The sequence below is a fragment of the Streptomyces sp. RLB3-17 genome (genome assembly GCF_007113425.2).
Lineage (GTDB): Bacteria > Actinomycetota > Actinomycetes > Streptomycetales > Streptomycetaceae > Streptomyces > Streptomyces mirabilis_D.
Genome location: NZ_CP041610.2, coordinates 1,030,317 through 1,053,410, shown reverse-complemented (window position 1 = coordinate 1,053,410; position 23,094 = coordinate 1,030,317). Strand labels below are relative to the sequence as shown.

Below are 23,094 nucleotides of genomic sequence, written 5' to 3'. Positions count from 1 at the left end.
ACCGGCTCCGCCGCATCGGAGCCGGTCAAGTGGAGCCGGCGAACTGAGTGGCCGGGTAGTCGGGTAGTCGGGTAGCCGGGCGAGCTAGGGAAGCAGTCGTTCGATGGCTGTGGGTCCGTCCTCCCGCAGCCTGCGCTCGGCCCAGGCGAGGTTCTTCGGACTGAGGTCGCGACCCGCGGCGAGCACCATGTCCTCGGCGGTCACGGGGCCTTCGGAGCCGGTGTGCAGCAGCGCGTCGGGGGTCGCCCTGTCGTCGGACGGTGAGGACGAATCGGGCTGGCTTGTTGGCATGATTTCTCCCTCTTCCACCTGACCTGTTCTCACGCTACGGGCATTCCGCACACCCCGCGCGACACGCCCCGTGCGGACGCTGTTCAGGGAGGGTTCGGGGTGCCCGCGCCCCATTCGGACGTACAACGATGTCGGTCGTCGGTCGCGGAGGTGATGGTGGAAGCACTCGCACCCCTGCGACTGATCGGAGCATGTAATGCGTATTCGTCTGATGGCCGCCGCCGGGCTGGCAGGTGTGGCCCTGCTGGCCACCGCCGGGACCGCCGCCGCCGACCCCACCCCGGTCGGTGTCGCCTCGAACAGTCCTGGTGTCCTGTCCGGCAACGTCATCCAGATCCCCCTCGACCTCGGCCTCAACCTCTGCGGCAACTCCCTCGATCTGCTGAGTCTGCTGAACCCGGCCACGGGGAACACCTGCACGAACAACTGAACCGGCTGACCGCCGAGCCGCGCCGGGCAGGTCTTCCCCTGCCCGGCGGACGGCCACCGTTTCCCGGCCACCATTTCTTGGCGGACGGCGATCGGCTTGAGCGGGTGGTCTCGTGCTTTGGCGGACGACTGCCGGTCATGGCGGACGACCGTCGACGTCGGCGCACGGTCGCCGGTGTTTGGCGGACGGCTACCGGTTCTGGCGGACGGCTGCCGGATGTGGTGGATGGGGACTGGTTCTGGCGGACGGTTCCGGCTTCGGCGCCGGGTCGCCGGTCCTGGCGGAGGGGGATCTGTCCTGGCGGACGGCCGCCGGCTATGGCGCACGGTCGTCGGCTTTGGCGAACCGGTGCCGGAGGCTGGTCGGCCAACGGTCCTGGCGGACGATCACCGGCTTCGGCGTGTGTCGTCGGTCTTGGCGGACGGCTGCCGGTTCTGGCGGACGATTGCCGGTCATGGCGGACGGCCGTCGACGTCGGCGCACGGTCGCCGGTGTTTGGCGGACGGCTACCGGTTCTGGCGGACGGCTGCCGGATGTGGTGGACGGGGACTGGTTCTGGCGGACGGTTCCGGCTTCGGCGCCGGGTCGCCGGTCCTGGCGGAGGGGGATCTGTCCTGGCGGACGGCCGCCGGCTATGGCGCACGGTCGTCGGTCTTGGCGAACCGGTGCCGGAGGCTGGTCGGCCATGTGTCATGGCGGACGATCACCGGCTTCGGCGTGTGTCGTCGGTCTTGGCGGACGGCTGCCGGATTTGGCGGACGGTCGCCGGTTCCGGCGAACGGCTGTCGGACGTGGTGGACGGCGACCGGATCTGGCGTACGGCTATGGCTACGGCTACGGCTTCGGTGCCGGGTCGCCGGTCTTGGCAGACGGCCATCGGTTCTGGCGGAGGAGGATCCGTCCTGGCGGATTGCCACGAGCGTCGGCGGGCCGCTGCTCGTCCTGGCGGATGGCCATCGATCCCGGCGGGCAGCCACCCGACCTGGCGGGCCGTCACCCGACCCGGCGGGCTGCCCCCAGACCCGGCGGGCCGTCACCTGTTCTGGCAGGCGGCCACCGGTCCCGGTGGGCTGTCACCCGCAGGCAGCCACTGGTTCTGGTGGAGCGCTACCAGGCCCCGCGATCCGTCATCCGAGCCGGGAATCTTTCCCCCGACCCGGCAGTCTGCCCCCCACCCGGCGAGGCGCCGCCCGTCCCGGTGGGGGTTCTGGGCCCAGCCGCCTGGTGCGGTCAGCGAGATCATCGAGATCGGACTGACCGTCATCGACCTAGACGCCGGTGAGCGCCTCGCCCGGCACCGGACCCTGGTGAGGCCCGTCAGGTCCACGATTAGCGAGTTCTGCACGGAGCTGACCGGCCTCACCCCACACGAGGTCGATCAGGGGGTCAGCTTCGCCGAGGCGTGCCAGCTGCTGGCGGCCGAGCACCGCGCAGGCACCCGGCCGTGGGTCAGTTGGGGCGACTACGACCGAAACCAGTTCACCCGGCAGTGCCAGGCCACACGGACGCCCTACCCCTTCGGCCGCCACTACACCAACGCCAAGGCGGTCTTTACCGAGGCGTATGGTCTGCGCAAACGTCCCGGCATGGCACAGGCCCTGGAGATCGCCGGGCGGCGGCTTGAAGGCCGTCACCACCGGGGCGAGGACGATGCCTGGAACATCGCGGCCCTCGTGCTCCACCTGTCCGAACGGGGTGTCTGGCCGGCCACGGTCGAACACCCCGCCTGACGCACCCACCCGGACCAGCAGAACCACCCGATCGAAGTGGGGCCGATTCACCTTGCTACAGGGGCGCGAATACCCTCCCCGCACGCCCCCTCCAGCCCGCCTATGGAGCCAAAAGAACTCCGTGCAGTGGGAAAGTGCTTACAGACACCCGCCTGCGCAGGGAGGACATGACGCTCGTACGGAACGGCGGCAACTCCGCCGGCTCACCCCCGCCTGCGCGGGGAAAGCACCTTCGCCGTGAATTTCGACCACGGCGAAGCCGGCTCACCCCCGCCCGCGCGACCGTTTCAGAATGAGGTGCGTAGTCGTCTCAAGTCCGGTCACAGCACTCCTAGCGGATCCTGCCGAGCCGGAACGCAGAAGCGGCGGGGGGGCCGGAAAGCCCTCCGCCCCCCCGCCACGGTCGACGACACGGTCACCGCGTCGCGTCCGAGCGCGGCAACGCGGGGCCGCGCGTCAGGGGGGCAGGAGGTCGTCGGCGGTGTACGGGTGGAGATGGAGGGGGAACGCCAACCGGCGGGTGACGAACCACTCGGCCATCGGCCCGCTCAGGCGCGCCAGTTCCCCGGGGTCGAGGACGGCCAGCTCATACGTCTCGGCGAACCATTCGGCCCGGCTCACCTTGGAGTACTCCGTGAAGGGGTTGAATCCGGATGCCCGGACCACCCACTGGAAGTACTCCAGGTACCGGGCGGATCCGCCGTACGCGAGGGCCTGTCGCAGCACCTTCGGCGTCTCGGCGAAGAGCATGTCGCAGACCTTGAGGAACCCCAGGCACTGGGCGCGCAGACCGGGGGTGCCGAAGGTGGCCTTCGCCAGCAGTAGGTCCCCGTAGGCCTTGATCTCCTCGTCGATCTCCTTGCCCACCCCGTAGGCCCAGCCGCCGAGGTCCTCGCACGCGTTCCGGGCGCCGTTGACGACGCGTCCCCATCCGGCCATCTCGTCACGCGAGACGCCGTAGCGTTCGAAGACGTCCGTGTAGGCCCAGAGGTCGTCGAAGTCCCGCCGGAGCGATTCCAGGTGCTCGCGGAGGCGCGCGTAATCGGACGTCCAGCGCCCGTGGAGCCGTAGGACGAATTCCCTCACCTTCGGCGCGTCCGCGTCGGTCGGCACGAACCGGTCGGCCTGCGCGACGGCCTCGCCGTGGAGAGCGAGGACCCGGTCGACGCCGTCGAGGAACGCTCTCCTGTTCCCGCGCACCAGGGTCGCTTCGGCGCGCAGATGACCCAGCTCGTGCAGGAGGGGGAAGTTCTCCCGTGCTTCGAAGAACACTCGTTTGTCGAAGGCGGCGTCGTAGAAGTGGATGTGCTTGACGTCTGTGTACCCGTAGACGTTCTTGCCGTCCTTGGCGTCATTCCACTTGTAGTGAGAGTTGGCCTCGACACGGCCGAGGGGGCTGGAGAGATCGCCTTCCCGGTACATCCAGCAGTCCCGCAGAACCCCCAGGTCCCATTCCGGAACGCAAGCCAGCTGTTCCAGGATCCGGGTCGCCTCGACCGCCGTCCACCGGCCGTCGCCGTCGTTCAGGGTCACGCCGTACCGCTCCGCGACATCGGCTTTGATCTCCGTGATGCCGCGAGCGGGGGGCAAAGCGCCCGCCAGGACCCTGTCCTCGCCGCCCAGGGCAGCGGGGTCGAGCACCTTCACCTCGTCCCCCGCCGTACCCGGCAGCACCGCCTGCGCCCGCAACGCCCGATCGGACCGCGGATCCCGCGCGGTTTCATGGAACACGGAGGCCGTCCGTCCCACTCGGGGTGCCGTCGCCGTCGGCGCCGCCCGGGACGCCGGCGCCCGGCACTCCCGTCATCGCGGCGTGGTCGATCTGGTTGACGATCTGCGGGCGCACGAACATCTGCTGGTACAGCCGCATGCGCTGCTCGTCGTTGTCCGACACGATCTTCAGCGCCAGCCGCAGCCGTTCCGCCTCCAGTTCGCGGAGCTGGTTCGCCGCCTCCTTGGCGCGTACCTCCTGCTCCTGCAGGCCGGTCGAGTAGGTGTCCAGGCCGTTGCCCTCGCCGAGGAAGGCCTCCACCACCACGCCGTCGGTGCGCAGTACGTGCTGCTCGGCGCCAACGATCACGCCGGGCACCGTCAGCGTCCGCCCGTCCGGCGAGGGGTAGGAGGAGGTCGCGTCCGGGTTGACGCGGGCGTAGGCGGTGGCGGGTTCGTCGCCGTCGCGGACGACCTCCACGAAGTCGGCCCGAGTCTCGCCGCGGTGGTCGGTGATCCCGCGCAGCTGCCCGAGCAGGTTCTCGTACACCGCGTCGACCCGCGCGGGCAGGACGCAGTCCTCCAGCAGGCGCCGGAGCTCGCCGAGCGGGACCTCGTCGCGGGATTCCGCGTGACCGTTGAAGAACGCCACCCGCACGTCCACCAGATGCAGCAGCGACACGTACTCCTGGTTCATCTGACGGAAGACGAAGTTGAGGGTGCGGCTGACGTTGATGTTCTCCAGGGTCCGTTCGACCGCCTGCTCCTCGCCCTCCTCCAGCTTGGTGTCCAGGCTGGTGTCGACCTGGATGTCGCGGCGGGAGGTCGCGCGTGCGGCGTTCTGGCTGACCGCGTTGGTGAGGTTCTTCGCGAACTCCTCCCGGGCGCTGTTGTTGCCGCCGGAGACGCCGCCGCTCACCTTGGCCTTCGCGCTGCCCCAGCCCCAGGTGGCCTGTCCCTCGGCCTCGGCGGACGCCCGGTACTCGAAGTTCTTGCTGGCGTTCTCCTGGGTGGACTGCTCCCGGTTGACGCTGTTGGTGAACTCCTGCTCGGTCTCGCTGTTGGTGGAGTCCAGGATCGACGACGCCTGCTGGAGGGCACTGCTGGACCGCTTGTAGGTGTTCAGCCGGATGTTCGTCCGCTCGCCCGGGAGCAGGGAGAACGTCTTGATCACCCGGCCGGCCCCGTAGCGGGCGGGATAGGCGGTCAGCCGGTAGTTCTCGACGAGGACGAGCCCGGGGTGGCAGTGCGCCGGGACGTCCAGGAAGCGGTAGTCGTACTCCCCGGTGACCCCGCGCTGGACCGCCAGGCGTGCGCCGGACAGCAGTTGTTTCACCACGGTCGTCTCGTCCAGCGGCGCCAGCGCCGCCATCACTCCGGCCAGCCCCGCCGCGTCCTGCGCGCCGCCGATGTTCGGGAACACCGCGGGGTCGAACCAGCCGGTGGACTTGGCGGTGCGCCACGCGGCGCCGATGCGCTCCGGGGTCAGCGCGATCGGCGGCACCCGGGTGATCGGCGTCTCGTAGCCGGAGTCCGGGTCCTCGTAGCCGTGCAGGTACAGCAGCGGCGTGTCGGCGTCCGTGGCGGGCAGGTCCCGCTCCCGGCGGTCGAGGGTGGTGTCCGCGACCGGCCGCTGGGCCAGGGTGAAGTTGATGGAACGGCGGTTGAGCGCCACCACCAGGGCGTCCCCGAAGTCGAGGGTGAGGATCAGGTCACGGACGTTCACGCTGTTGCGGTAGTTGAACCGGAACGTCAGCGACGTCCCAGGGAAACGGTCGAGTGTCAGGGGCACGCCCACGGCGTCGCCGCCCCACGGCCGCTTCGGGTTCTCCACCACGAGGTCCTGGACGTGCTCTCCGGTCTCGTTGAAGATTTGGCAGGTCAGCTCCAATTCCTCGTCCACGACGCGCAGACCGAACGATGTCGTGGAGACCGGAATCCCGATGTTGGGAGCGACGTGGTAACTGATTCCGAGGAACCGGAGCCAGTCCTGGTCGTCCACGCCCAGCGGAATGACGTACTGGCCGCGGTGGACCGCCGGTTCGGGCAGGTCGTCCCCCACCGCGGCGATCGCCGGCGACCATGACTCGATCTTCGCAGAACCCTCTGGCATGTTTCCCCCCCATATTGGCCTTCGGACTCGACAACGTTTCTACGGGGAGGTCGCACCGGCAAGGCGCGGTAGTGTCATGAGAGCCCAAAATGAAGTCGACGGCGAACGTCCGGTTCCCCTGCCTTTCAAGTACCGCCGACTGCTGTGGAAGCGCGGCATCAAGCCCCTCATCGCCCGCCGCGGCGTCACCCACGGCTTCCGGCCTGGGCAAAGCCCGCTGGGTCGTCGAGCGCACCTTCGCCTGGCTCCACCGGTTCAAACGACTCCGGACCCGCTACGAACGCCGCGCCGATCTCCACCAAGGCCTCCTGGAGCTGGCCTGCAGCATCATCTGCCTCAGGCGACTCCGCACGTCATTCTGAAACGATCAGTAAAAGAGCGTTTTGTCCCGGTGGGGTTGTTTGGTGGCGCTTCACCGGGACGAGTTGAGAAGACTGCCGGGGCGAGAGTGTTCCATGTGGTGGATGGGGCAGGCGTCGCCCTTCGGTCGCCCGTTTCCGCCAGTTCGCTCCTGTCTGATCCCAAGGCGCCCCCGCTTGGCCCCGTTTGCGCCCTGCAGGAACGGGCTGCCCGACGGTACTACCTAAACATGACGCGACAACGCCCATATCCCAGCGACCTCTCCGATGCACGCTGGGAACTGATCGGGCCCACACTCACCACCTGGCGGACCGAGCGCAGGAGCAAGGCGCTCGACATCGGCCGGCCGCCCGAGCACGATCTGCGCCGCATCATGGATGCCATCCTCTATGTCGACCGCACCGGCATTGCTTGGCGCTACCTACCTCATGACTTCCCGCCGTGGGAGACGGTCTACGGCTACTTCGCCGCCTGGCAGAAAGTAGGCGTCTTCGACCAACTCAACGGCCTTCTGCGGCACCTGCTCCGGGAGGCCGAAGGCCGCGACGGTGAGCCAACCGCCTGCGTGCTGGACGCGCAGAGCGTGAAGACCTCCGCGAACGTGCCCGCGGCCGGACAGGGCATCGACGCCGGCAAGAAAATCGCAGGTCGCGAGCGTCATATCGGAGTGGATACTCTCGGCCTGCTGCTGGCGGTCTGGGTCACCGCGGCGAGCGTCTCCGACAACGTCGGCGGCATGCACCTGATGTCCCACATCGCCGCCACTCACCCGCGCGTGACCAAAGCATGGGCCGACACCGGCTACCGCACCAAAGCCATCGACCACGGCGCACGCCTCGGCCTCGACGTCGAAGTCGTCCAACGCGACCCCGGCGTCAAAGGCTTCAAAGTGATTCCCCGTCGCTGGGTCGTCGAGCGCACCTTCGGCTGGCTCATGCACCACCGCCGCCTGGCCCGCGACTACGAAACCCACCCCCACCGCTCCGAAGCCATAATCCACGTCGCGATGATCGACCTCATAAGCCGCAGACTCACCCGCGAATCCACCCCCAACTGGCGCAACACCTGAACCTCGAACCAAACAACCTCGCCGGGACAAAACGCTCTTTAAGAGCAGCGGGCCGGCTCACCCCCGCCCAGGCGGGGGTGAGCCGACTCTGGTAATGCCGAACGCCGTTCAGGGGTAGCAAGAAACCTCCCGACACACGGTTTGTGCGGGAGGTCTTGTACTACCTACGGTAACTTAGGTAACCCTAAATTCTAGTCTTCGTCCGGGAGGTCCAGCGCGGCCCGAAGCTCCTCCGCGGGAAGCTCACGGCCCTCAGGCCAACGGATCACCATGCGCCCGTTTGAGGGCTCACGAGGCAGGGAACCCACGGCCCGCCAGGCATCCCAGGCTGAAGGTCCAAAACGGCGTTGTGCTCCTTGAGCAGGCGCTCGAATCGCTCTGCGGCAGTGCGCTGATTTTTAGTGAGCGCAGGGTCTCTGAGCCTGGATCCACCGGCTTGATGTCTGTGGACAGTTTCTCGGGGAACGAAGAAGTGCCTTGTGACCTGCGATGATGGGGTTTCTCTAGGACCACATCAGGCGCGATCAGCAAGGCACTTCCGAGATGCAATCTTCCCATGCCGCAGCGGCGGTCTCATCCGCGTTCGACGACCCGAACCTAATCGCGTACGGCGGCCTGGAGCCGGTGGTGCGGTTGGCCGAGCGGTGCGGTCTGCCCGCACTGGTCGGGGAGTACATCCGTCTGCCGGCCTCGAAGGACGGCACCGGTGCCTTCCCCGCGGCGAAAGTGATGTCGCTGGTGGGCGGCATGGTCGCGGGCGCCGACAGCATCGATGACATGCACCGGCTACGGCACGGCGCGATGGGCCGCCTGTTCTCCGGTGTGCGGGCCCCGTCCACGCTGGGGTCGTTTCTGCGTTCCTTCACGCACGGGCATGTGAAGCAATTGCACGCCGTGGCCCGCCGGTTCCTTCCCGAACTGGCCCGTCACGCCCCGCTGCTGCCCGGCGCGGACCAGGTCGCCTACGTGGACATCGATGACACCATCCGCCGCACCTACGGCTACGCCAAGCAGGGCACCGGTTACGGATACAGCAAGGTCAAGGGCCTGAACGCGCTGCTCGGCATCGTCTCCACACCCCTGGCCGCCCCGGTGATCGCCGCCACGAGGCTGCGCAAGGGACCATCGAACTCCGCGCGCGGGGCGGCAGCGTTCGTCGCCGAGACCATCCGCACCGCCCGCGCCTGCGGCGCGAATGGCCTGCTGGTGATGCGCGCGGACTCGGCGTTCTACGGCGCCGATGTCGTCAACTCCTGCCGGGCGCTGGGCGCGCGGTTCTCCATCACCGTGCGGATGAACGCTTCCGTCAAGGCCGCCATCGCCCGCATCGATGAGGACGCCTGGATGCCGATCAAGTACCCCAAGGCGGTCTGGGACGAGGAGGGCCAGTGCTGGATCTCCGACGCCGAGATAGCCGAGACCGGCTACACCGCCTTCACTTCCAAGCCGAAGAAGCAGCAGGTCACCGCCCGTCTGATCGTGCGCCGCGTCAAACGCCTGAGCACTGGCACCGTCCCCGCCGGACAGGGCACGCTGTTTGACACCTGGCGCTACCACGCCGCGTTCACCGACTCCCCGCTCTCCTTGAACGATGCCGAGCGTGATCACCGACGGCACGCTGTCGTCGAGCAGGTGATCGCGGATGTCAAGAACAGCGCCTTCGCCCACGCACCCTCCGGGCATTTCCAGGCCAATGCCGCGTGGCTCGCCCTGGCCGCCCTGGCGCACAACCTGACCCGCGCCGCTGGCGCACTGGCCGGCACGTTCCATGCCAGAGCGACCACCGCCACCATCCGTGACCACCTGATCAACGTGCCCGCCCGCCTGGCCCGCTCCGCCCGCCGCCTCACCCTGCACCTGCCCGAACGCTGGCCCTGGAGCACGGACTTCACCCAGCTCTTCAGCATCGTGCACGCGCCACCAGCCCCCTGACACTCCCCGACCGACCTGCCCGAAAGGGCCCGAGAACTGCGGAAAAGTGGAAAGGCTGGGCAGACCAGCGGCCGCCCCACGCCCGAATCCGCAACTCAGCCCCGACACGCCCTGCACGACCCCGAACCGATCACACCACAATCAAGCCGGTGGATCCGGGCTGAGTTGCCGACGCAGGAATGCATAAAGATCACGCGCACGATTCAGGTGAATGAATTCACCCCGTCGCGTTTCTATCGAAGGCCACGCAGCTTCGAGTATTTCCTTTGCCGTAGTCCGGAAAGGTGCACGCTTAATTCCCATTTGCTGAAGTCGCATATTGACAGCCTGAACGGTGACGTCGAACTGTACGGCAATTTCCTTATCGGAAAATCCGTTTCTGTAGAGCTTCAATAGCTCCGGGTTGTCCGGCAGTTTCGTCATCTTTTCCGAGTCCTGTCAGTGCGGTTTCATCACTGGGCGGTCAGTAAGGCGGCGGGAGCAATCACCGATACCAGCTCCCCTTGGAACGCGACAGGCTCTGCCGGATGAGACGGGCAATATGGGCTTCCCTCACGTCCCGCGTGCACCCCAAGTACTGGACAGTCCGCTTTCGTAGGCGGCGATGACGAGTTGGGCCCGGTCCCTGGCCCCCAGCTTTGTCAGCAGACGGCTGACGTGGGTCTTGACCGTGCCAACGGTCAGATACAGCTCGGCTGCGATTTCGTTGTTGGACAGGCCATGTGCGATCAGACCCAGCACGTCACGCTCGCGGCCGGTCACCCCGTCCAGGGCATGGGTGACCGGGCCTGTGTAGCCGGGGCGGCGGACGTAGGTCTCGATGAGCCTGCGGGTGACGCCGGGTGACAGCAACGACTCCCCGGTGGCGATCACCCGCACGGCGTCGATCAGGCGTGCGGGTGGAGTGTCCTTGAGGAGGAAGCCCGCGGCGCCTGCGCGGAGCGCCTCGAAGACATACTCGTCCAGGTCGAAGGTGGTGAGCACCAGGACGTGGACGGGCACCGGAGACGGGCCGCCGAGCAGCGTGCGGATGGCCTCGATGCCATTGATGCCGGGCATCCGGATGTCCATCAGGGCTACATCGGGGCGCAGTTCGCGGATCACCCTGACCGCCTCGGTCCCGTCGGCCGCCTCGCCGACGACCTGGAGATCGGTTTCCGACTCGAGCAGCACCCGGAACCCGGCACGCACCAGCGTCTCGTCGTCCACCACGACGACCCGCACCGTCATGCGCCCTCCAGATCGGCGCCCACGGGGAACTGGGCTGTTCGCTCGTTCGCGGCGTACGGCAGCCGGGCGGCGACGCGAAAGCCGTGCGGCGAGAGCGGGCCCGCGTGAACCTCGCCGCCGTAAAGGGCGGCGCGTTCCTTCATGCCGGTCAGGCCGTGGCCCTCGGTGATCGGGGTGGACGTGCGGCCGGCTCCGGCATCGACGACCGTGAAAGCGACCTCGCCCGGCGCGTAGGCGACCGTCGCCCGGGCGTGGCTGGTGCGGGCATGCTTGACGACGTTGGTCAGGGCTTCCTGCACGATGCGGTAGGCGGCGCGGTCCAGACCTCGGGGCACGGCGTGCGGGTGACCGCTGATCGTCAACTCGACCTGTACACCGGCCCGTCGGATCTGCTCGAGGAGCGTGTTGAGGTCGTCCAGGCCGCCGGGCAGCCATTCGGCACCGTCGTCATCGCGCAGGACACCCAGCAGCGAACGCAGCTCTCCCAGGGCATCCCTGCTCGTCGTCTCGATCGCGGAGAGGGACTTCGCGGCCTCGTCAGGTCGGCTGCCGATCACGTGGTGGCCGACGCCCGCCTGGACCGCGACGATGCTCAGGCTGTGCGCGACGACGTCGTGCAACTCCCGGGCGATACGCATGCGTTCCTCGACGAGGAGGAGCTGTGCTCGCTCTTCGGCCTGCTCGACGAGGCCTCGGGTGTAGGCGCGGCCCCGTCTGGTGGACCATCCGATCGCCCAGGCGGCGGCCTCGACGATGAGGCTTTGGCTCATCCCCGGCCACCCCCAGTAGTCGTGCCCTGTTATGCCCTGCATAGGGATCATCAAGGCGAGTTGTGCGGCGCCTGCCACCGCGCCCGCGTACGCCGCGACACGCGTGGGTCGGGCAACCGCCACCCCGTACACCAGCAAGGCAGTCGCCAGCACCCCCGTCAGGCTGAGCGCGCCGTCGGTGGCCATCACCACCGACGCCACCGCCAGTGCAGGCAGTGGCAGCAGCCGCCGGACGGCGACGGCCGCGCCCAACGAGCACGTCAGCACGGTCTGCCATGTCGGCCAGCCCGTGCGGTGCGTGCCAAGCGTCCACCACACGACGTTCGACGCCATCAGGACCACGGCGAAAAGCACATCCAGCGCGATCAGCTAAGTCGGCGTCAGCTTCCCGGCATGGGACGCCGCGTCATGCCTCACCATCATGCCTCGCATGCATCCGACCCTAGCCGGGAGGGCGATCATCCGCCTCTGTCCAGGGATAGAGATCAGCCGGTCATTCCGTGGTCAGATCCGCGGGGCGGGCACCCTCTGCCAGGGTCGGCCACATGGATCTCTCCCGGACGCCCGCCCGCCGATGGCTTTCCCCTGTGCCCTGGGGCTTCGCCCTGCTCGCCGCCGCGTCGTCCCTGACGTACGGCGGTGATCACGCGGTGAACGCCTGGGCATCGACCAACCTGGCCAATATGGGTGATCATCCTGTGGAGGCGCTCATCACCTCCGCCTTCCTGTTCGGCGCCGATCCCTGGGCCTGTCTGCGCAGCATCGCCCTCGCCGGGGCCATACTGGCGTTTCTCGTCATCCGGTTCGGCAACGTGCGGGCGGTCGCGCTGATCGCGGCCGGCCAAGTCCTCGGCACACTGGTGAGCGAAGGGCTGCTGGCAGCACGGATCGCGGCGGGCCAAGCAGACCCGGCGCTGCGTACGACGCTGGACGTCGGCCCGTCCTACGTGATCGTCTCGGCCCTGGCCGCTGTGGCGGTAGCGGGGGCCAGGCGGTGGCACCGATGGACCGCGCTCGCCGCGCTCGCGGTGCGCGCACCGCACATCACGAGCGGCCTGACCACGCTGGGGGTCACTCCCGTCGGCCACGTGACAGCACTGTCCACCGGGATGCTGCTGGCATGGGGTCCCCGGTCGTCCGACGCCCGCCACCGCTACCTGCACCGACTGACGTTACGCGCAGCGCCGCTTCAGACCGAGGAGCGTACCAATGGTCGGGCATTGTCAACTTGAGCTGGTGGCCTTGGGGCTGGGATGATCGCCGGGTTTGTTGATCACCGGGGAGGGCTGGCTGTGGGGACCGGGGCGGCGGTGTCGTAGAAGGGGTTCAGGTTCCCGGCGGAGATCACCGCCCATGCGGTGTGGCTGTATGAGGTGGAGGAGCTGCTGCTCAGCGCGGGGTCATCGTGCCCAGCGCCGTGTTCTCTCTCGAAGCCGACCGCAACGAGATCGGCATGCGGATCCTGTCCGCCGAAGCCCGCGTCGCGCTGCACCACATGCGCTCCGGCACCATGACCGACGAGGACTGGACCCGCCTCGCCCGGCGAATGCCGGACGTCAGCGCCGCCCCGGTCTACATCCAGGACGGCTCCTACTCCAACGTCCACGACCTGCGCACCCACTGTCGCTACCTGCAGGCCCGGGCAGGCGTGCGGCTCATCGTCGTCGACGCCGTGCACCTGCTCACCTAGGGCACCAGGCCGCTGGGCTCCCGCTATGAGGAGATCTCCGAGATCGCCCGCTGCCTGAAACTCCTCGCTAAGGAGCTCCGCCTCCCGATCGTCGCGATCTCCACCCTCAACCGCAGTCCCGAACAGCGCGCAGACAGGAAGCTGATGATCAACGATCTGCAGGACTCCGGAACCCTCGAGGACAACGCCGACGTCGTGATCCTCCTGCACCGCGAGGACGCGTACGAGAAAGACTCGCCCAGGGCCGGCGAGGCCGACTTCATCGTCGCCGAGCACCGCCACGGCCCCACCGCGACCATCACGGTTGCCTTCCAAGGCCACTACTCCCGCTTCGTCGACATGGCCCAGACGTAGCACACCGACTTGTAGGGTCTCAGATTTCGCTGCACAGTCTCATGCTCCGCTTCATATCGGCTGCACTTATGAAGTGGCCATGAGACTTGCAGTTCAGGGGTGTCCGTTCTCACTGGTCCTTTCAGCGTCTCACTGTGTTGCGCGCAGATCTGGCGAATTCTCAGGCGGCGGCCTAGCTGACAGGCTGGTTCGCCTCGTTTACACCAGTTTGGGTTGATGTGAGTCTCATCGGAGTTGGCGTTTCTCCCCAATGTCTGCCGTGACCGATGAGTTTTGTGCGGATCCGTGGTCGATACGGCTGGATACACCGACAGCGGTGGGCCTGTGCTGGGGACGTTCCAGCGCGGGAGGAAGCAGATGGAGGCTGTGATGAGCGTCGACGACTCCGAGCAGGAGCACACCATCCGGACGGGCGGGCAGGGGACGCGGGTGAGCGGTCCCAGGGTGTTGGTGGCGGGAGCGAGCATCGCGGGACCCGCGCTGGCCCACTGGCTGCGTCGGCGGGGGGCCGAGGTGACCGTGGTGGAGCGGGCTCCCGAGCTGCGTCCCGGCGGGCAGGCGGTGGACGCGCGCGGGGTCGCCAAGGAGGCCATCGGGCGCATGGGGCTGGACGCGGCGGTGCGCGCGGCGTGCACCGACACCGCCGGCGCCCACACCGTGGACGCGGACGGGCAGGTGCTGGAGACCTTCCGTGCCGACGACGACGGTGGCGACGGGTTCATCGCGGACATCGAGATCCTGCGCGGGGACCTGTCCCAGGTGCTCTACGACGACACCCGCGACGGCGTCGAGTACGTCTTCGGCGACCGAATCGCCGAGCTCGCCCAGGACGAGGACGGGGTCGACGTGGTCTTCGCGGGCGGCAACCGGCGGCGCTTCGACTTGGTGGTCGGGGCAGACGGACTGCACTCGGAGCTGCGAGCGATGGTCTTCGGGCCGCATAAGCGGTTCCTCCGCCACCTCGAGCACGTGCTGGCCTTCTACAGTGTGCCCAACGAGTTCGGGCTGGACCGCTGGCTGCTGGAGTACCGGGATCAGGAGTCCGGGCGCTCCGCCCTCCTGCGGCCCATCCAGGACGCTACCCGGGCGATGGCCATGTTCTACTTCCCCTCGGCTGACTTCGACGTCGACCACCGTGACGTCGCGGCCCAGAAGGTCCTGCTGCGGGAGCGGATGGCGGGCCTGGGCTGGTTGACCCCGGACATCCTCGCGCACCTGGACGACACTCCGGACTTCTACCTCGACCAGGTCGCCCAGGTGGTGATGGACCGCTGGTCGAGTGGACGGGTGGGGTTGCTCGGGGACGCGGCGTTCAGCTCGTCGCCGATGTCCGGGCAGGGCACCGGGCTGGCACTGGTCGGTGCCTACCTGCTGGCCGGAGAGCTGGCCGCTGCCGGATGGGACCCCGACGCCGGATTCGCCCGCTACGAGGCGCGGATGCGCTCGTTCGTCGAGGCCAACCAGGAGATCGGCCGGTTGAACGCCCGCAGCCGCGACCTCCCCGGGCCAGACGCCGAGCCGCGCCCTGATTTCGCCAGCGAATGGTTCACCGAGCTGGTCGGGCGCGCGATCAACGGCGTCGAGCTGCCCGACTACGCGGGGGTGCCGGACTCCGCAGCCCCGGCCGGATCGCCGATCACCTCGTCGGCCAAGCCGTAGGTGTCACATAACGTGTCGAGAGGGACCACGCTTCAGTAGGACACCGCCGGACGACCTCCGCTCATGTCGCATGGTGCGCGTTGGAGCGCCCGTTCGGCGGCCAGGCCACGTTCCGATGAGGCGGTGTTGGCTCGGAAAACTGACAAGATCGATGAGATTCCACCGCGCGGGGTCTCTGTGGTTCTGTCACTTGCCTGGTCGGCGCTCACCGGAGCTGACAAGACCATTGGGACATCGACCCCGTGACGTCCAAGCCCATTGATCCCCAGCCGGATCGCTCGCCCGTCTTGTCTCAAGGCAGTTGTCAGTGCGCAGCTCGCCGACATGGCTCCCTGACACGATGGATGAGAACGGACAAGGGGCTTCACTCGTTTGGTAGTCCGGGTCACCCAGGGGGTATCACCCGCGGAGCATATGGCCCGTGGCTCCCGGACGGGCGCTCAGCGCCTCGTCTCGTACCTGGTCAGGATCACGCCGCTGGGAAACGCCCGCGTCTCCACCAGGTTCAGGTTCACCCAGTTGTCCAGCGCGGTGAAGAACGGCGTGCCGCCGCCCACCAGGACCGGCGCGGTGGCCAGTACGTACTCGTCAATCAGCCCGGCCCGCATGGCCGCCCCGGCGAGCGTCGCGCCGCCGATGTCCATCGGGCCGCCGTCCTCGGCCTTGAGCCGGGTGATCTCGGCGACCGCGTCGCCGGTGACCAGGCGGGTGTTCCAGTCGACCTTGTCGATCGTCGAGGAGAACACCACCTTCGACATGTCCCGCCAGCGGCGCGCGAACTCGATCTCCGCCGGGGTGGCGTTGGGCTGCTGGTCGCCGGTCGGCCAGTAGGAGCTCATCGTCTGCCACAGCTTGCGCCCGTACAGCGACAGGTCGGTCGCCTGCAACTGGTCGGACCAAAACTGGAACAGCTCGTCGCTCGGCACGCTCCAGCCGATGTCGTCGCCGGGCGCGGCGATGTAGCCGTCCAGGGTCAGGTTCATGCCGTAGATCAGTTTCCGCATGGCGCCAGCCTTCCGTGAGTCGGTCTCACGCGTACAGACCGGCGCGGCGCGGGAAACTCATCGGTGCGCGATCTGAGCCCACGTGTAGTCCTCGTGCTCGGTGGCTCAGCCGCAGACTCATCGTTCCGCCGAGGAAATGGCATCGATCTGAGACTGATCTTGGATGACATCGCGGTGAGACAGCAGAGAACCAGCAGGTCACAGAAGATAGACATGTCATCGGCGGCGAGACACTGTCGACGCCCCCATGTGACAGGATCACGCTCATGATGGATGAGCCCAACGTCGGTGCTGACACTCACATACGGCTGCTGGCGGGCCACAACAGCATTGGACGGCCTGTCTTCGAGGTGCTTCCTGCCCGGGTACTGGGAGAGCACTCGTTCGAGCTGAGCGGCAGCCCCGGCCTGGTGCTGGGATGCGCTGCTGGAGACGTGCTGCAGGTCGCCGACGACGGGACGTTCGAGGTGGCCAGGCGCGGGGCTAACGTCTGCATCCAGGCCTACCGCGGAGGCCCCTTCTCATTGGAGGAACTGGCAGGGCTGGAGGCTGGCCTCACCGCGCTGAACGGGCTGGCCGAGGCGCCGGCGGACCGACGGTTCATCGTGGGGACGGTTGCCCGTGAGGTTGGATTCCCCGTCATCGAGCGAGTCATGAACGACTGGGCCGCCAGCGTGGACAACACGGAGTGGTGGTTCGGCAACGCCGACTGAACGGGCGGGGTCTGCTGTCGGACCGCGTCGTTAGGTTGGTTGGATTCGGTCAGAGGAGGGCACCCAGATGGTGGAACACCCGGGCGTGGCAGCGCTAACGCAGATCATGTCGCCGGACCACGGTGCCGACGAACAGGTCGACTGGGCGGTCGCTGAGACCACTTGGAACGTTCGGTTCCCTACTGACTACAAGGCCTTCATGTCTGTCTATGGCGGCGGGTCGATCAACGGCGAGGCCGGAGTCCTGCTCCCCGTCCCTACGGAAGGCATCCAATGGGATCCCGGCGACATGGCAGGGGAGACCGAGAACGCCCGCCATGGCTGGGAGATGGAGGGCGGCAGGGCTGCTCTCGACGTCGACCCGGCGCACATCCTTGCCTGGGGCATCACGTCTGGACCGGACATCCTCTGCTGGCTGACCGAAGACAGTGACCCGGACCGCTGGCCGGTCTTGGTCCACGGGCGGCACACAAGCCCGACCTTCACGGTCCACCCGTTCGGGATGGTCGAGTTCCTCCGTCGGCTGGTCCACGAGGACTATGACGGGTGGTCGTCCTGGCCGATCAGCATCGGTGGCGAGCTGTGGAACTGCTCGCCACCGACGTTCGTCCATTGGCGGGTGGGGCAACTCCGCTGGAAGGCAGGACTCGACCCGGCCACCGGCGAACCGGACCCCTACGCCGACATGTTTCCGCGCTGACCGTCCACGCTGGGCGAGGAATCCGCCGCCGGACTCGGACGGGACTGTACCCCGCCAACGATCTGGACCAACGGTATAGCGGCCGCTGAACGTCTGGAGGCACCGCCACGGGAAACCGGACCTTACACCGATGTAGGAGACTGATCTAGTTCATCAAGTGGCCGGGTATTTCAGCACTGCATCAGCAACATCCAGTAGTTCAGCATGGGTCAGTCGACACGGCAGCGCGGAGGCGTGATGCGGCAGGGCATGCGCTCGGCACGAGTGACGACGTTCACTTCCGAGCCAGGGCGCATCCTTTGGCCGACATTGGCGCGGGCCCAGTCGGGGCAGGTGGTGCTGCTCTCATCGTGCGAAGGCCAGGAGATCCGCCGCTGGGACATGTTCACCGGCCGAATGCTGTGGTGTTCGGCTGATGCATGGTCTGCCAATGCGCTCGCGGTCGCCTCACCGCCGGGCGGCAACCCGGTGGTCGCCGTGGCCACGGAGGACGGCGTCGTGCGGCTCGACGCGCTGACCGGCGCGGAGCTGGATGGGCACGAGATGGCCGCCGATGACACCATCTGGGACGTGGCCACCGGGATCCTGCCGAACGGCCGCGCGTTCATCGCCGGGGCCGGCCATTGCGGCTTTCGGGTGTACCGATGGGACGCGGCGACAGGTGAGCCCCTGGGCCCGCCGCTGGTCGGCCACACCACCTGCGTCAAGGCCGTCACAGCCATCACACTGCCCGACGGCACTGCGCTGATCGCCTCGGAGGACGAGGCAGGCCGCATCCTCCGCTGGAACGCCGCATCCGGCCAACCGTACGGAAACCCCATCCACGGGCCCGGTGACTACAACATGCAGTTGGTCTCCCTCGCCCTGAACGACGGGCGAGTCATGCTCGCCTCCCTGGACATGAACGGCACCCTGTCGCGCTGGGACGCGGTCACCGGCGAACCGATCGGCCCGCTCATGCGACCAGGCCCGGAAACCCGCCTGGCCTGCGCCACCGCAGCAGGCGGCGGCGTGCTGTTCATCGCTCCGTACGGCGGACCGATCCGGCTGTGGGACGCCGTCAGCGGCGAGGTACTGGGTGCTCCACTGCCGGGAACCGGCCCCGCTGCCCTGAGCTGTTCTGACGGATCGGTGTCGCTGGCGACCCGGGCCGGCGACACGGAAATGACCGTCCGTCGCCTGGTCGATCCACCCCGCTGAGCGGCGGCGAGGTGTCGGGCGTCGACCTGGCCAGGGTCGCGCTGCGGGCCGCGCTGGAGACGGCGCGCAAGAACGGCAGCCGTACGACGAAGGCGAAGCCGACGTCGTCGGTGATCCGGCGAGGCGGAAGGGATCCGATGGGACTGGGCGACGCCATCGGCATGCTCGTTGGCCTGGGAACTTCCGGCCGCGGGCGCGTCCCTGCGGGAGCGGTGGTCGGCCAGCGCCCCCGACCTCGCCGGGCACGTCACGCCGGTCGGCTCACCGTGTGCATGAAATCGGCGGCTTGGGCGACGAAACTGCGCCTGGGGCAGGCCCGCGTAAAATCGAGGATATCGAGAGCTGAAGCACGGGCACAGAGCTGAAGGTCCTGCTGGCTTCTGGGGTTGTTGCCTGGGAGGCCGGGAGCGTGGCGGGTGCTGGTGACATGCAAGATCGGCGCTCCGTACTCAGAGCGCCGATCTTGTGCGGGTTCACGCGGCAACGTGTATCCGCTGGTTCCTGATCGCATGGGTGGAGCCCGCAACTCACAGGAGTGGCCGGACGATTCCGACGACCGGCCGGTTTCGACGCAGAGAAGCGTCTCGCGGAGCCGCAAACGTTTGATGGACCTCCGGGCGTGGCGCTGCTTCGCCTGCCGACTGTCAGATCCGCGAAGCGCGTACTGCCAGGTCAGGGCCGTGATGATCGCCGGAAGGGTCTGTTCCGACGCCCAGCTGCAGCGCTGCACGGCCACTGGTTCACCGTGATGGCCGGGCGCCGGGGCAGGTCGTCCGCTCCCGGTCGTCGCCCGGCCGGACTACGGCAGAGGGCCGCCGGGTGCGGAGGGTTCGGCGTACGCCGGGCTGCGCGAGTCGGTCAACTGGGCGGCGACGCAGACGGGTTGGGCAACCGGCCCGGTTCGCGCTCAGCGGCGTCCGTGGCGGCGCTCGGCCCGGTTGCGGGGCGGGAGCGGTCGGGCGGCCTCGGCCCGCTCCTCCTGCTCGCGCACCCGGCGCTCGTAGTCCTCGCGGGCGCCGATCTCGGCGGCGGTGCGGCGCGCGAGCGTCGGGGCGGCCCAGGTGCCGATCGCCCAGGCGACGGTGGCGGGCAGGACGGGCGCGAGGAGCAGCAGCGTCCAGCGGCCGCCGGCGGCCGAAGCGGCGTTCCTGCGCTGCCGGGAACGGTGCTCCCGCCATGCCTGTTCGGGGGTGGGGATCTCCACCGGTGCGCGCCGGGTGCGCACGAAACCCGCGACGAGGCTGAGCAGGCAGGCGACCGCCGTCACCGCGTACACCGCGGTACGTGCGGAGCGGGGCACCCCCACCGCTTCCCAGAACCCCGCGTAGAAGGCGGTCACGACGAGCCCGGCGAACAGCAGCAGGGCGAGCTGGAAGCAGCCATGTGCGATCCGGCGCAGCCAGTACCCGGCGCCCCGGTCGAACCAGGTGGTGCCCAGGCGTGGAATCGCCGCCGGCTCCACCTGCTCCCCGGGGACGCCGTCCGCCGTACTTTTCATGTCGTCCCCACCAACATCAGAAGATCTTGTGCCACAGCGCCTTGGACTTGTCGCCGATCCAGTGACCGGTGCCGGTCACCATACCTTCGCCCGCGTGCCACGCCTGGGCCCCGGAGTGGCCGATGCCGTGCAGTGTGCCCACGACCGCGCCGTGGTCGTCCCAGTCCTCGCTCCAGTGCTCGTGGAACAGCTTGTCGGCGAAGGTTCCCACGCCGACGACGACCGCGCCGCCGACCGCGGCCGTGGCGACCACCCCGTCCACCGGGATCGAGGCCGCGAGACCGACACCGGCACCCAGGGCCACCAGGCCGCCGCCCACGTCGACGAGCACCGAGTGGCCCCAGGACCAGCCCTCGTCGTGGTCCTGCTTGGCCTCCAGACCACCGACGGCCACCGTGGCCGCGACGTCGATGACCGGGATCTCCTTGAGGAACCGGGGAGCGCCCTCGGCGAGTTCACTGCCGCGCAGGACGTCCGCCATCTTGTAGTTGAGGTACCGGTCGTACGGGACATGGGAGCTGCCGTTCTCCAGCCCGGCCAGCCGCCCTTCCAGGCTGTCGAGTTGGTCGGCGGCGGCCTGCCACTCCCCGCGCAGCTTGAACGCCTTGGGGAGGTTCGCGTCCGCCGTCCGGAACTTGGCCTCCTCGTCCTTCAGCGCGGACAGCGCCTTGTCGTGCTCCTCCTGGGCGTGCTTGATGTCGTCGGCCATGTCCAGGCCGAGCGCCCGGTCGCCCTCCGCCCCAGCGGTCCACAGGCCGCGCAGGTAGTCGGCGACCACGATCTTGTCGCCCTTCTGCATCGGCTCGCTGGGGTCGATCTCGGCGTAGAGCTGGCCGATGTGCTTGGCGGCGAGGAGCCGGGCACGCTGGGCCTGGTGCATCAGCTCCGTGTAGAGGGTGGTGTAGTCGTTGTTGTCCTTTATTGCCTGCTCCTCCTTCACGGAGGGCGGGTTGTTCGTCGCGAGGGGGATGGGCTCCCCCCTTGGCCCCATGGACACGCCCTTCTTCTGGGCGACATAGGCGGCGTTCTGCAGTGCCGTGTTGGCCGAGGACAGGTTGGTGGACAGGTCGGTGAGCTCCTTACCCACCGCGTACACCAGTTCGGCGAAGCCGCCGGCGGTGATCGCGTCCTTGGTCCAGGCGGCCTCGAACTTCTCCGCAGCCTCGCCCTTCCAGCCCGCGTCCTTGACGAGCTTGTCGACTCCCTTGCTGAGCGGTTTGACGATGTCGTCCAGGTGCTCCTTAGCACCGGTGAGGGCGGTGCCCATAGCGGCCAGACCGTCGATGTCGCCGCCCACCCAGGAATCCGTCACAGCTTGTGCCCCCCCGTCTCGCTATCCCATCAGGTCTTCGAAAAGCCCGTGCACGTCGATGTCGCGGTGCGTCAAGTGCTTGACCGCGGCGTCAAGGAGATCCCCTTGCTCCTCGATCCGGCCGGCGAGTCTGGCATGCAGACCGGAGATCGCGTCCATCATCGACTGGATCGTGTGGTCAAGACCGTCATCGCCTGACTTTGCGACGGCGGGGCTCACGGATGTGTGGAGTTTCGCGTAGAACTTGGCCTCCGTGTGAAACGTGGACGCCATTTTCGTCACGTCCGACGTAACGATTTTCAGGTCGGTCACTGGACTGCCTCCGTGTAGGTTCTGACGTCCTCGGCGCTCCAGACCCGTACACCGGGTGGGAGTTGCGGGTCGACGCGAACCGGGCCGAGCCCGTTGTTGTGCATCGCCCGGGCGAACCATCCGACGGGCACCGCCACCCACGGCTGCGCGTCGCCGAGCGCGGCGACCAGCTTCGCGGGGCTGGTGAACGCCACCGCCACCGGGTTTCCGTCGGCCCCCTGGAGGAGTTCAAAACCTATCGCGGGGCGGCGCCCTGGATCCGCGGCGTACCGCGGGTGTGCGGGGACGAGTACCTCCGCGTCCGGTTCGATCGGTGCTTTCGGACGCTCGGCGGGCGGCGTCAGATTCCGGTCATAGCCATCGAACGGAGAGGAATATGAAGTAGACATGCGCACCTGGGATCGACACCGGCCGTCGGTGTGATTACGGAATTCCGACGGCGCCTTGTCACTTTACGCGCAGTCGAACACCAGGGAACCGCGAGGCAGAGCGACGACCCATCAAGGTTTACTAAAAAGGCGAGTTGACCGCGTCCTTTTACGCAGACAAGTCCATCCATGCCATTCTTCCCACTGGCAGGCAATCCGCCGGAAAGAGCGTGAATCGCATTTTTTGCCCTGCTGAAGCAGGTACTACAGCCGGAGATCTTGTGACGGAGCCTGCGTGGTGTCGTTGACCGGGCATGATGCTGGGTGTGACGGCTGAGCAGATAGCCGGGTGGGATGCTGAACTGGCCACCTTGACTGGTTCGTTGGGGTACTTGTTCAACCGGCTGGAGCCTCGGGCGGTGTTCGCGTAGTTCATTGAGGGGCTGCTGGCGGAGCTGCCGAAGAAGAACGGCTGGACGCTGTCGGAACGTGCCGGGCATGTGACCGCGGACCGGATGCGGTGGCTGCTCAACGGATCGGTGTGGGACGACGACCGGCTGCGTGACGCGGTCCGCAGCTACGTCATCACGCAGCCGGGCTGCGAGGACGCCTCACTCGTCATCCAGGGCGGTGCCGTTCAGGGGATCTG

General features: G+C 67.9%; 20 protein-coding genes and 3 pseudogenes. 12 read left to right on the top strand and 11 right to left on the bottom strand.

From position 1 onward, the window contains the following. Positions 1–84: 84 nt before the first annotated feature. Positions 85–291, bottom strand: coding sequence for a hypothetical protein (locus FNV62_RS04985; protein ID WP_054235274.1), 207 nt, complete (start codon positions 289–291; stop codon positions 85–87). A 196-nt stretch (positions 292–487) separates the two neighbouring features. Here FNV62_RS04985 and FNV62_RS04980 point away from each other — a divergent pair, with 196 nt between their 5' ends. Together FNV62_RS04980 and FNV62_RS04975 are read left to right on the top strand one after the other, a co-directional pair. After that, entirely contained in the window at positions 488–721 is a 234-nt protein-coding gene (locus tag FNV62_RS04980; protein ID WP_054235275.1) for a chaplin, read from the top strand. A gap of 1,217 nt (positions 722–1,938) precedes the next feature. Next, positions 1,939–2,451 (top strand): annotated as a pseudogene (locus tag FNV62_RS04975) (exonuclease domain-containing protein); the annotation flags it as partial. 456 nt (positions 2,452–2,907) lie between these two features. Here FNV62_RS04975 and FNV62_RS04970 read toward each other — a convergent pair. Together FNV62_RS04970 and FNV62_RS04965 are read right to left on the bottom strand one after the other, a co-directional pair. Then, positions 2,908–4,182 (bottom strand): hypothetical protein, encoded by a 1,275-nt coding sequence (locus tag FNV62_RS04970; RefSeq protein ID WP_143600050.1) that lies wholly within the window; start codon positions 4,180–4,182, stop codon positions 2,908–2,910. Further along, entirely contained in the window at positions 4,172–6,274 is a 2,103-nt protein-coding gene (locus FNV62_RS04965; RefSeq protein WP_144314713.1) for a hypothetical protein, read from the bottom strand. The genes FNV62_RS04970 and FNV62_RS04965 overlap by 11 nt, the downstream gene beginning before the upstream one ends. 133 nt (positions 6,275–6,407) lie before the next feature. Here FNV62_RS04965 and FNV62_RS04960 point away from each other — a divergent pair. The 3 genes and pseudogenes from FNV62_RS04960 to FNV62_RS04950 all read left to right on the top strand — a co-directional run. Continuing rightward, a pseudogene (locus FNV62_RS04960) lies at positions 6,408–6,636 on the top strand (transposase); the annotation flags it as partial. Between the two features lie 227 nt (positions 6,637–6,863). Further along, the gene (locus FNV62_RS04955) at positions 6,864–7,703 is read left to right on the top strand and encodes an IS5 family transposase (protein ID WP_143600048.1); all 840 of its coding nucleotides are present in this window, start codon (positions 6,864–6,866) and stop codon (positions 7,701–7,703) included. Positions 7,704–8,246: 543 nt separating this feature from the next. Further along, the gene (locus FNV62_RS04950) at positions 8,247–9,635 is read left to right on the top strand and encodes an IS1380 family transposase (protein ID WP_144314448.1); all 1,389 of its coding nucleotides are present in this window, start codon (positions 8,247–8,249) and stop codon (positions 9,633–9,635) included. Positions 9,636–9,776: 141 nt separating this feature from the next. On the opposite strand, the gene FNV62_RS04945 is transcribed toward FNV62_RS04950, so the two are convergent. From FNV62_RS04945 to FNV62_RS04935, 3 genes are all read right to left on the bottom strand, one after another. Beyond that, complete coding sequence (locus FNV62_RS04945) at positions 9,777–10,058, bottom strand: hypothetical protein (protein ID WP_144314712.1); 282 nt, start codon at positions 10,056–10,058, stop codon at positions 9,777–9,779. A 129-nt stretch (positions 10,059–10,187) separates the two neighbouring features. Then, positions 10,188–10,865 (bottom strand): response regulator, encoded by a 678-nt coding sequence (locus FNV62_RS04940; RefSeq protein ID WP_143600046.1) that lies wholly within the window; start codon positions 10,863–10,865, stop codon positions 10,188–10,190. Beyond that, positions 10,862–11,968 (bottom strand): sensor histidine kinase, encoded by a 1,107-nt coding sequence (locus FNV62_RS04935; protein WP_143600045.1) that lies wholly within the window; start codon positions 11,966–11,968, stop codon positions 10,862–10,864. The genes FNV62_RS04940 and FNV62_RS04935 overlap by 4 nt, the downstream gene beginning before the upstream one ends. 212 nt (positions 11,969–12,180) lie before the next feature. On the opposite strand from FNV62_RS04935, the gene FNV62_RS04930 reads away from it, so the two are divergent. The 3 genes and pseudogenes from FNV62_RS04930 to FNV62_RS04920 all read left to right on the top strand — a co-directional run bounded on the left by FNV62_RS04930 (position 12,181) and on the right by FNV62_RS04920 (position 15,338). After that, on the top strand, positions 12,181–12,867 hold the full coding sequence (locus FNV62_RS04930) for a rhomboid-like protein (protein ID WP_143600044.1): 687 nt from the start codon (positions 12,181–12,183) through the stop codon (positions 12,865–12,867). Between the two features lie 173 nt (positions 12,868–13,040). Further along, positions 13,041–13,679, top strand: a pseudogene (locus tag FNV62_RS04925) (DnaB-like helicase C-terminal domain-containing protein); the annotation flags it as partial. Between the two features lie 369 nt (positions 13,680–14,048). Further along, positions 14,049–15,338, top strand: coding sequence for an FAD-dependent monooxygenase (locus FNV62_RS04920; RefSeq protein WP_205523121.1), 1,290 nt, complete (start codon positions 14,049–14,051; stop codon positions 15,336–15,338). 440 nt (positions 15,339–15,778) lie between these two features. Here the strand turns inward: FNV62_RS04920 and FNV62_RS04915 are convergent, their stop codons facing one another. Further along, the gene (locus FNV62_RS04915) at positions 15,779–16,342 is read right to left on the bottom strand and encodes a dihydrofolate reductase family protein (protein WP_143600043.1); all 564 of its coding nucleotides are present in this window, start codon (positions 16,340–16,342) and stop codon (positions 15,779–15,781) included. 266 nt (positions 16,343–16,608) lie between these two features. Here FNV62_RS04915 and FNV62_RS04910 point away from each other — a divergent pair, with 266 nt between their 5' ends. The 4 genes from FNV62_RS04910 to FNV62_RS57885 all read left to right on the top strand — a co-directional run bounded on the left by FNV62_RS04910 (position 16,609) and on the right by FNV62_RS57885 (position 19,320). After that, positions 16,609–17,055 carry a DUF4265 domain-containing protein gene (locus FNV62_RS04910; protein ID WP_143600042.1) on the top strand — a complete coding sequence of 149 codons (447 nt, stop codon included), beginning with the start codon at positions 16,609–16,611 and terminating at the stop codon, positions 17,053–17,055. A gap of 67 nt (positions 17,056–17,122) precedes the next feature. Next, positions 17,123–17,755, top strand: coding sequence for an SMI1/KNR4 family protein (locus FNV62_RS04905; RefSeq protein WP_181360842.1), 633 nt, complete (start codon positions 17,123–17,125; stop codon positions 17,753–17,755). 237 nt (positions 17,756–17,992) lie between these two features. Continuing rightward, the gene (locus FNV62_RS04900; RefSeq protein ID WP_164404830.1) at positions 17,993–18,955 is read left to right on the top strand and encodes a WD40 repeat domain-containing protein; all 963 of its coding nucleotides are present in this window, start codon (positions 17,993–17,995) and stop codon (positions 18,953–18,955) included. 137 nt (positions 18,956–19,092) lie between these two features. After that, positions 19,093–19,320: a DciA family protein gene (locus tag FNV62_RS57885; protein WP_358232543.1), complete on the top strand. Its 228-nt coding sequence runs from the start codon at positions 19,093–19,095 to the stop codon at positions 19,318–19,320. 542 nt (positions 19,321–19,862) lie between these two features. Here the strand turns inward: FNV62_RS57885 and FNV62_RS04890 are convergent. From FNV62_RS04890 to FNV62_RS04875, 4 genes are read right to left on the bottom strand one after another with little or no spacing between them, the layout of a single operon-like run. Beyond that, the gene (locus FNV62_RS04890) at positions 19,863–20,453 is read right to left on the bottom strand and encodes a hypothetical protein (RefSeq protein WP_097282755.1); all 591 of its coding nucleotides are present in this window, start codon (positions 20,451–20,453) and stop codon (positions 19,863–19,865) included. Positions 20,454–20,469: 16 nt separating this feature from the next. Beyond that, positions 20,470–21,765 carry a WXG100 family type VII secretion target gene (locus FNV62_RS04885; RefSeq protein ID WP_143600040.1) on the bottom strand — a complete coding sequence of 432 codons (1,296 nt, stop codon included), beginning with the start codon at positions 21,763–21,765 and terminating at the stop codon, positions 20,470–20,472. 21 nt (positions 21,766–21,786) lie between these two features. After that, positions 21,787–22,077, bottom strand: coding sequence for a DUF6317 family protein (locus FNV62_RS04880; RefSeq protein WP_225900142.1), 291 nt, complete (start codon positions 22,075–22,077; stop codon positions 21,787–21,789). Continuing rightward, on the bottom strand, positions 22,074–22,466 hold the full coding sequence (locus tag FNV62_RS04875) for an SAV_915 family protein (RefSeq protein WP_097282753.1): 393 nt from the start codon (positions 22,464–22,466) through the stop codon (positions 22,074–22,076). Before FNV62_RS04875 ends, FNV62_RS04880 begins: the two co-directional genes overlap by 4 nt. Between the last annotated feature and the right edge of the window lie 628 nt (positions 22,467–23,094).

Bases quoted from the DNA above. Each gene is read 5' to 3' on its own strand.
- FNV62_RS04985 (WP_054235274.1), bottom strand. From the start codon at position 291: ATGCCAACAAGCCAGCCCGATTCGTCCTCACCGTCCGACGACAGGGCG.
- FNV62_RS04980 (WP_054235275.1), top strand. From the start codon at position 488: ATGCGTATTCGTCTGATGGCCGCCGCCGGGCTGGCAGGTGTGGCCCTG.
- FNV62_RS04965 (WP_144314713.1), bottom strand. From the start codon at position 6,274: ATGCCAGAGGGTTCTGCGAAGATCGAGTCATGGTCGCCGGCGATCGCC.
- FNV62_RS04955 (WP_143600048.1), top strand. From the start codon at position 6,864: ATGACGCGACAACGCCCATATCCCAGCGACCTCTCCGATGCACGCTGG.
- FNV62_RS04950 (WP_144314448.1), top strand. From the start codon at position 8,247: ATGCAATCTTCCCATGCCGCAGCGGCGGTCTCATCCGCGTTCGACGAC.
- FNV62_RS04945 (WP_144314712.1), bottom strand. From the start codon at position 10,058: ATGACGAAACTGCCGGACAACCCGGAGCTATTGAAGCTCTACAGAAAC.
- FNV62_RS04940 (WP_143600046.1), bottom strand. From the start codon at position 10,865: ATGACGGTGCGGGTCGTCGTGGTGGACGACGAGACGCTGGTGCGTGCC.
- FNV62_RS04935 (WP_143600045.1), bottom strand. From the start codon at position 11,968: ATGGCGTCGAACGTCGTGTGGTGGACGCTTGGCACGCACCGCACGGGC.
- FNV62_RS04930 (WP_143600044.1), top strand. From the start codon at position 12,181: ATGGATCTCTCCCGGACGCCCGCCCGCCGATGGCTTTCCCCTGTGCCC.
- FNV62_RS04920 (WP_205523121.1), top strand. From the start codon at position 14,049: ATGAGCGTCGACGACTCCGAGCAGGAGCACACCATCCGGACGGGCGGG.
- FNV62_RS04915 (WP_143600043.1), bottom strand. From the start codon at position 16,342: ATGCGGAAACTGATCTACGGCATGAACCTGACCCTGGACGGCTACATC.
- FNV62_RS04910 (WP_143600042.1), top strand. From the start codon at position 16,609: ATGATGGATGAGCCCAACGTCGGTGCTGACACTCACATACGGCTGCTG.
- FNV62_RS04905 (WP_181360842.1), top strand. From the start codon at position 17,123: ATGGTGGAACACCCGGGCGTGGCAGCGCTAACGCAGATCATGTCGCCG.
- FNV62_RS04900 (WP_164404830.1), top strand. From the start codon at position 17,993: ATGCGGCAGGGCATGCGCTCGGCACGAGTGACGACGTTCACTTCCGAG.
- FNV62_RS57885 (WP_358232543.1), top strand. From the start codon at position 19,093: ATGGGACTGGGCGACGCCATCGGCATGCTCGTTGGCCTGGGAACTTCC.
- FNV62_RS04890 (WP_097282755.1), bottom strand. From the start codon at position 20,453: ATGAAAAGTACGGCGGACGGCGTCCCCGGGGAGCAGGTGGAGCCGGCG.
- FNV62_RS04875 (WP_097282753.1), bottom strand. From the start codon at position 22,466: ATGTCTACTTCATATTCCTCTCCGTTCGATGGCTATGACCGGAATCTG.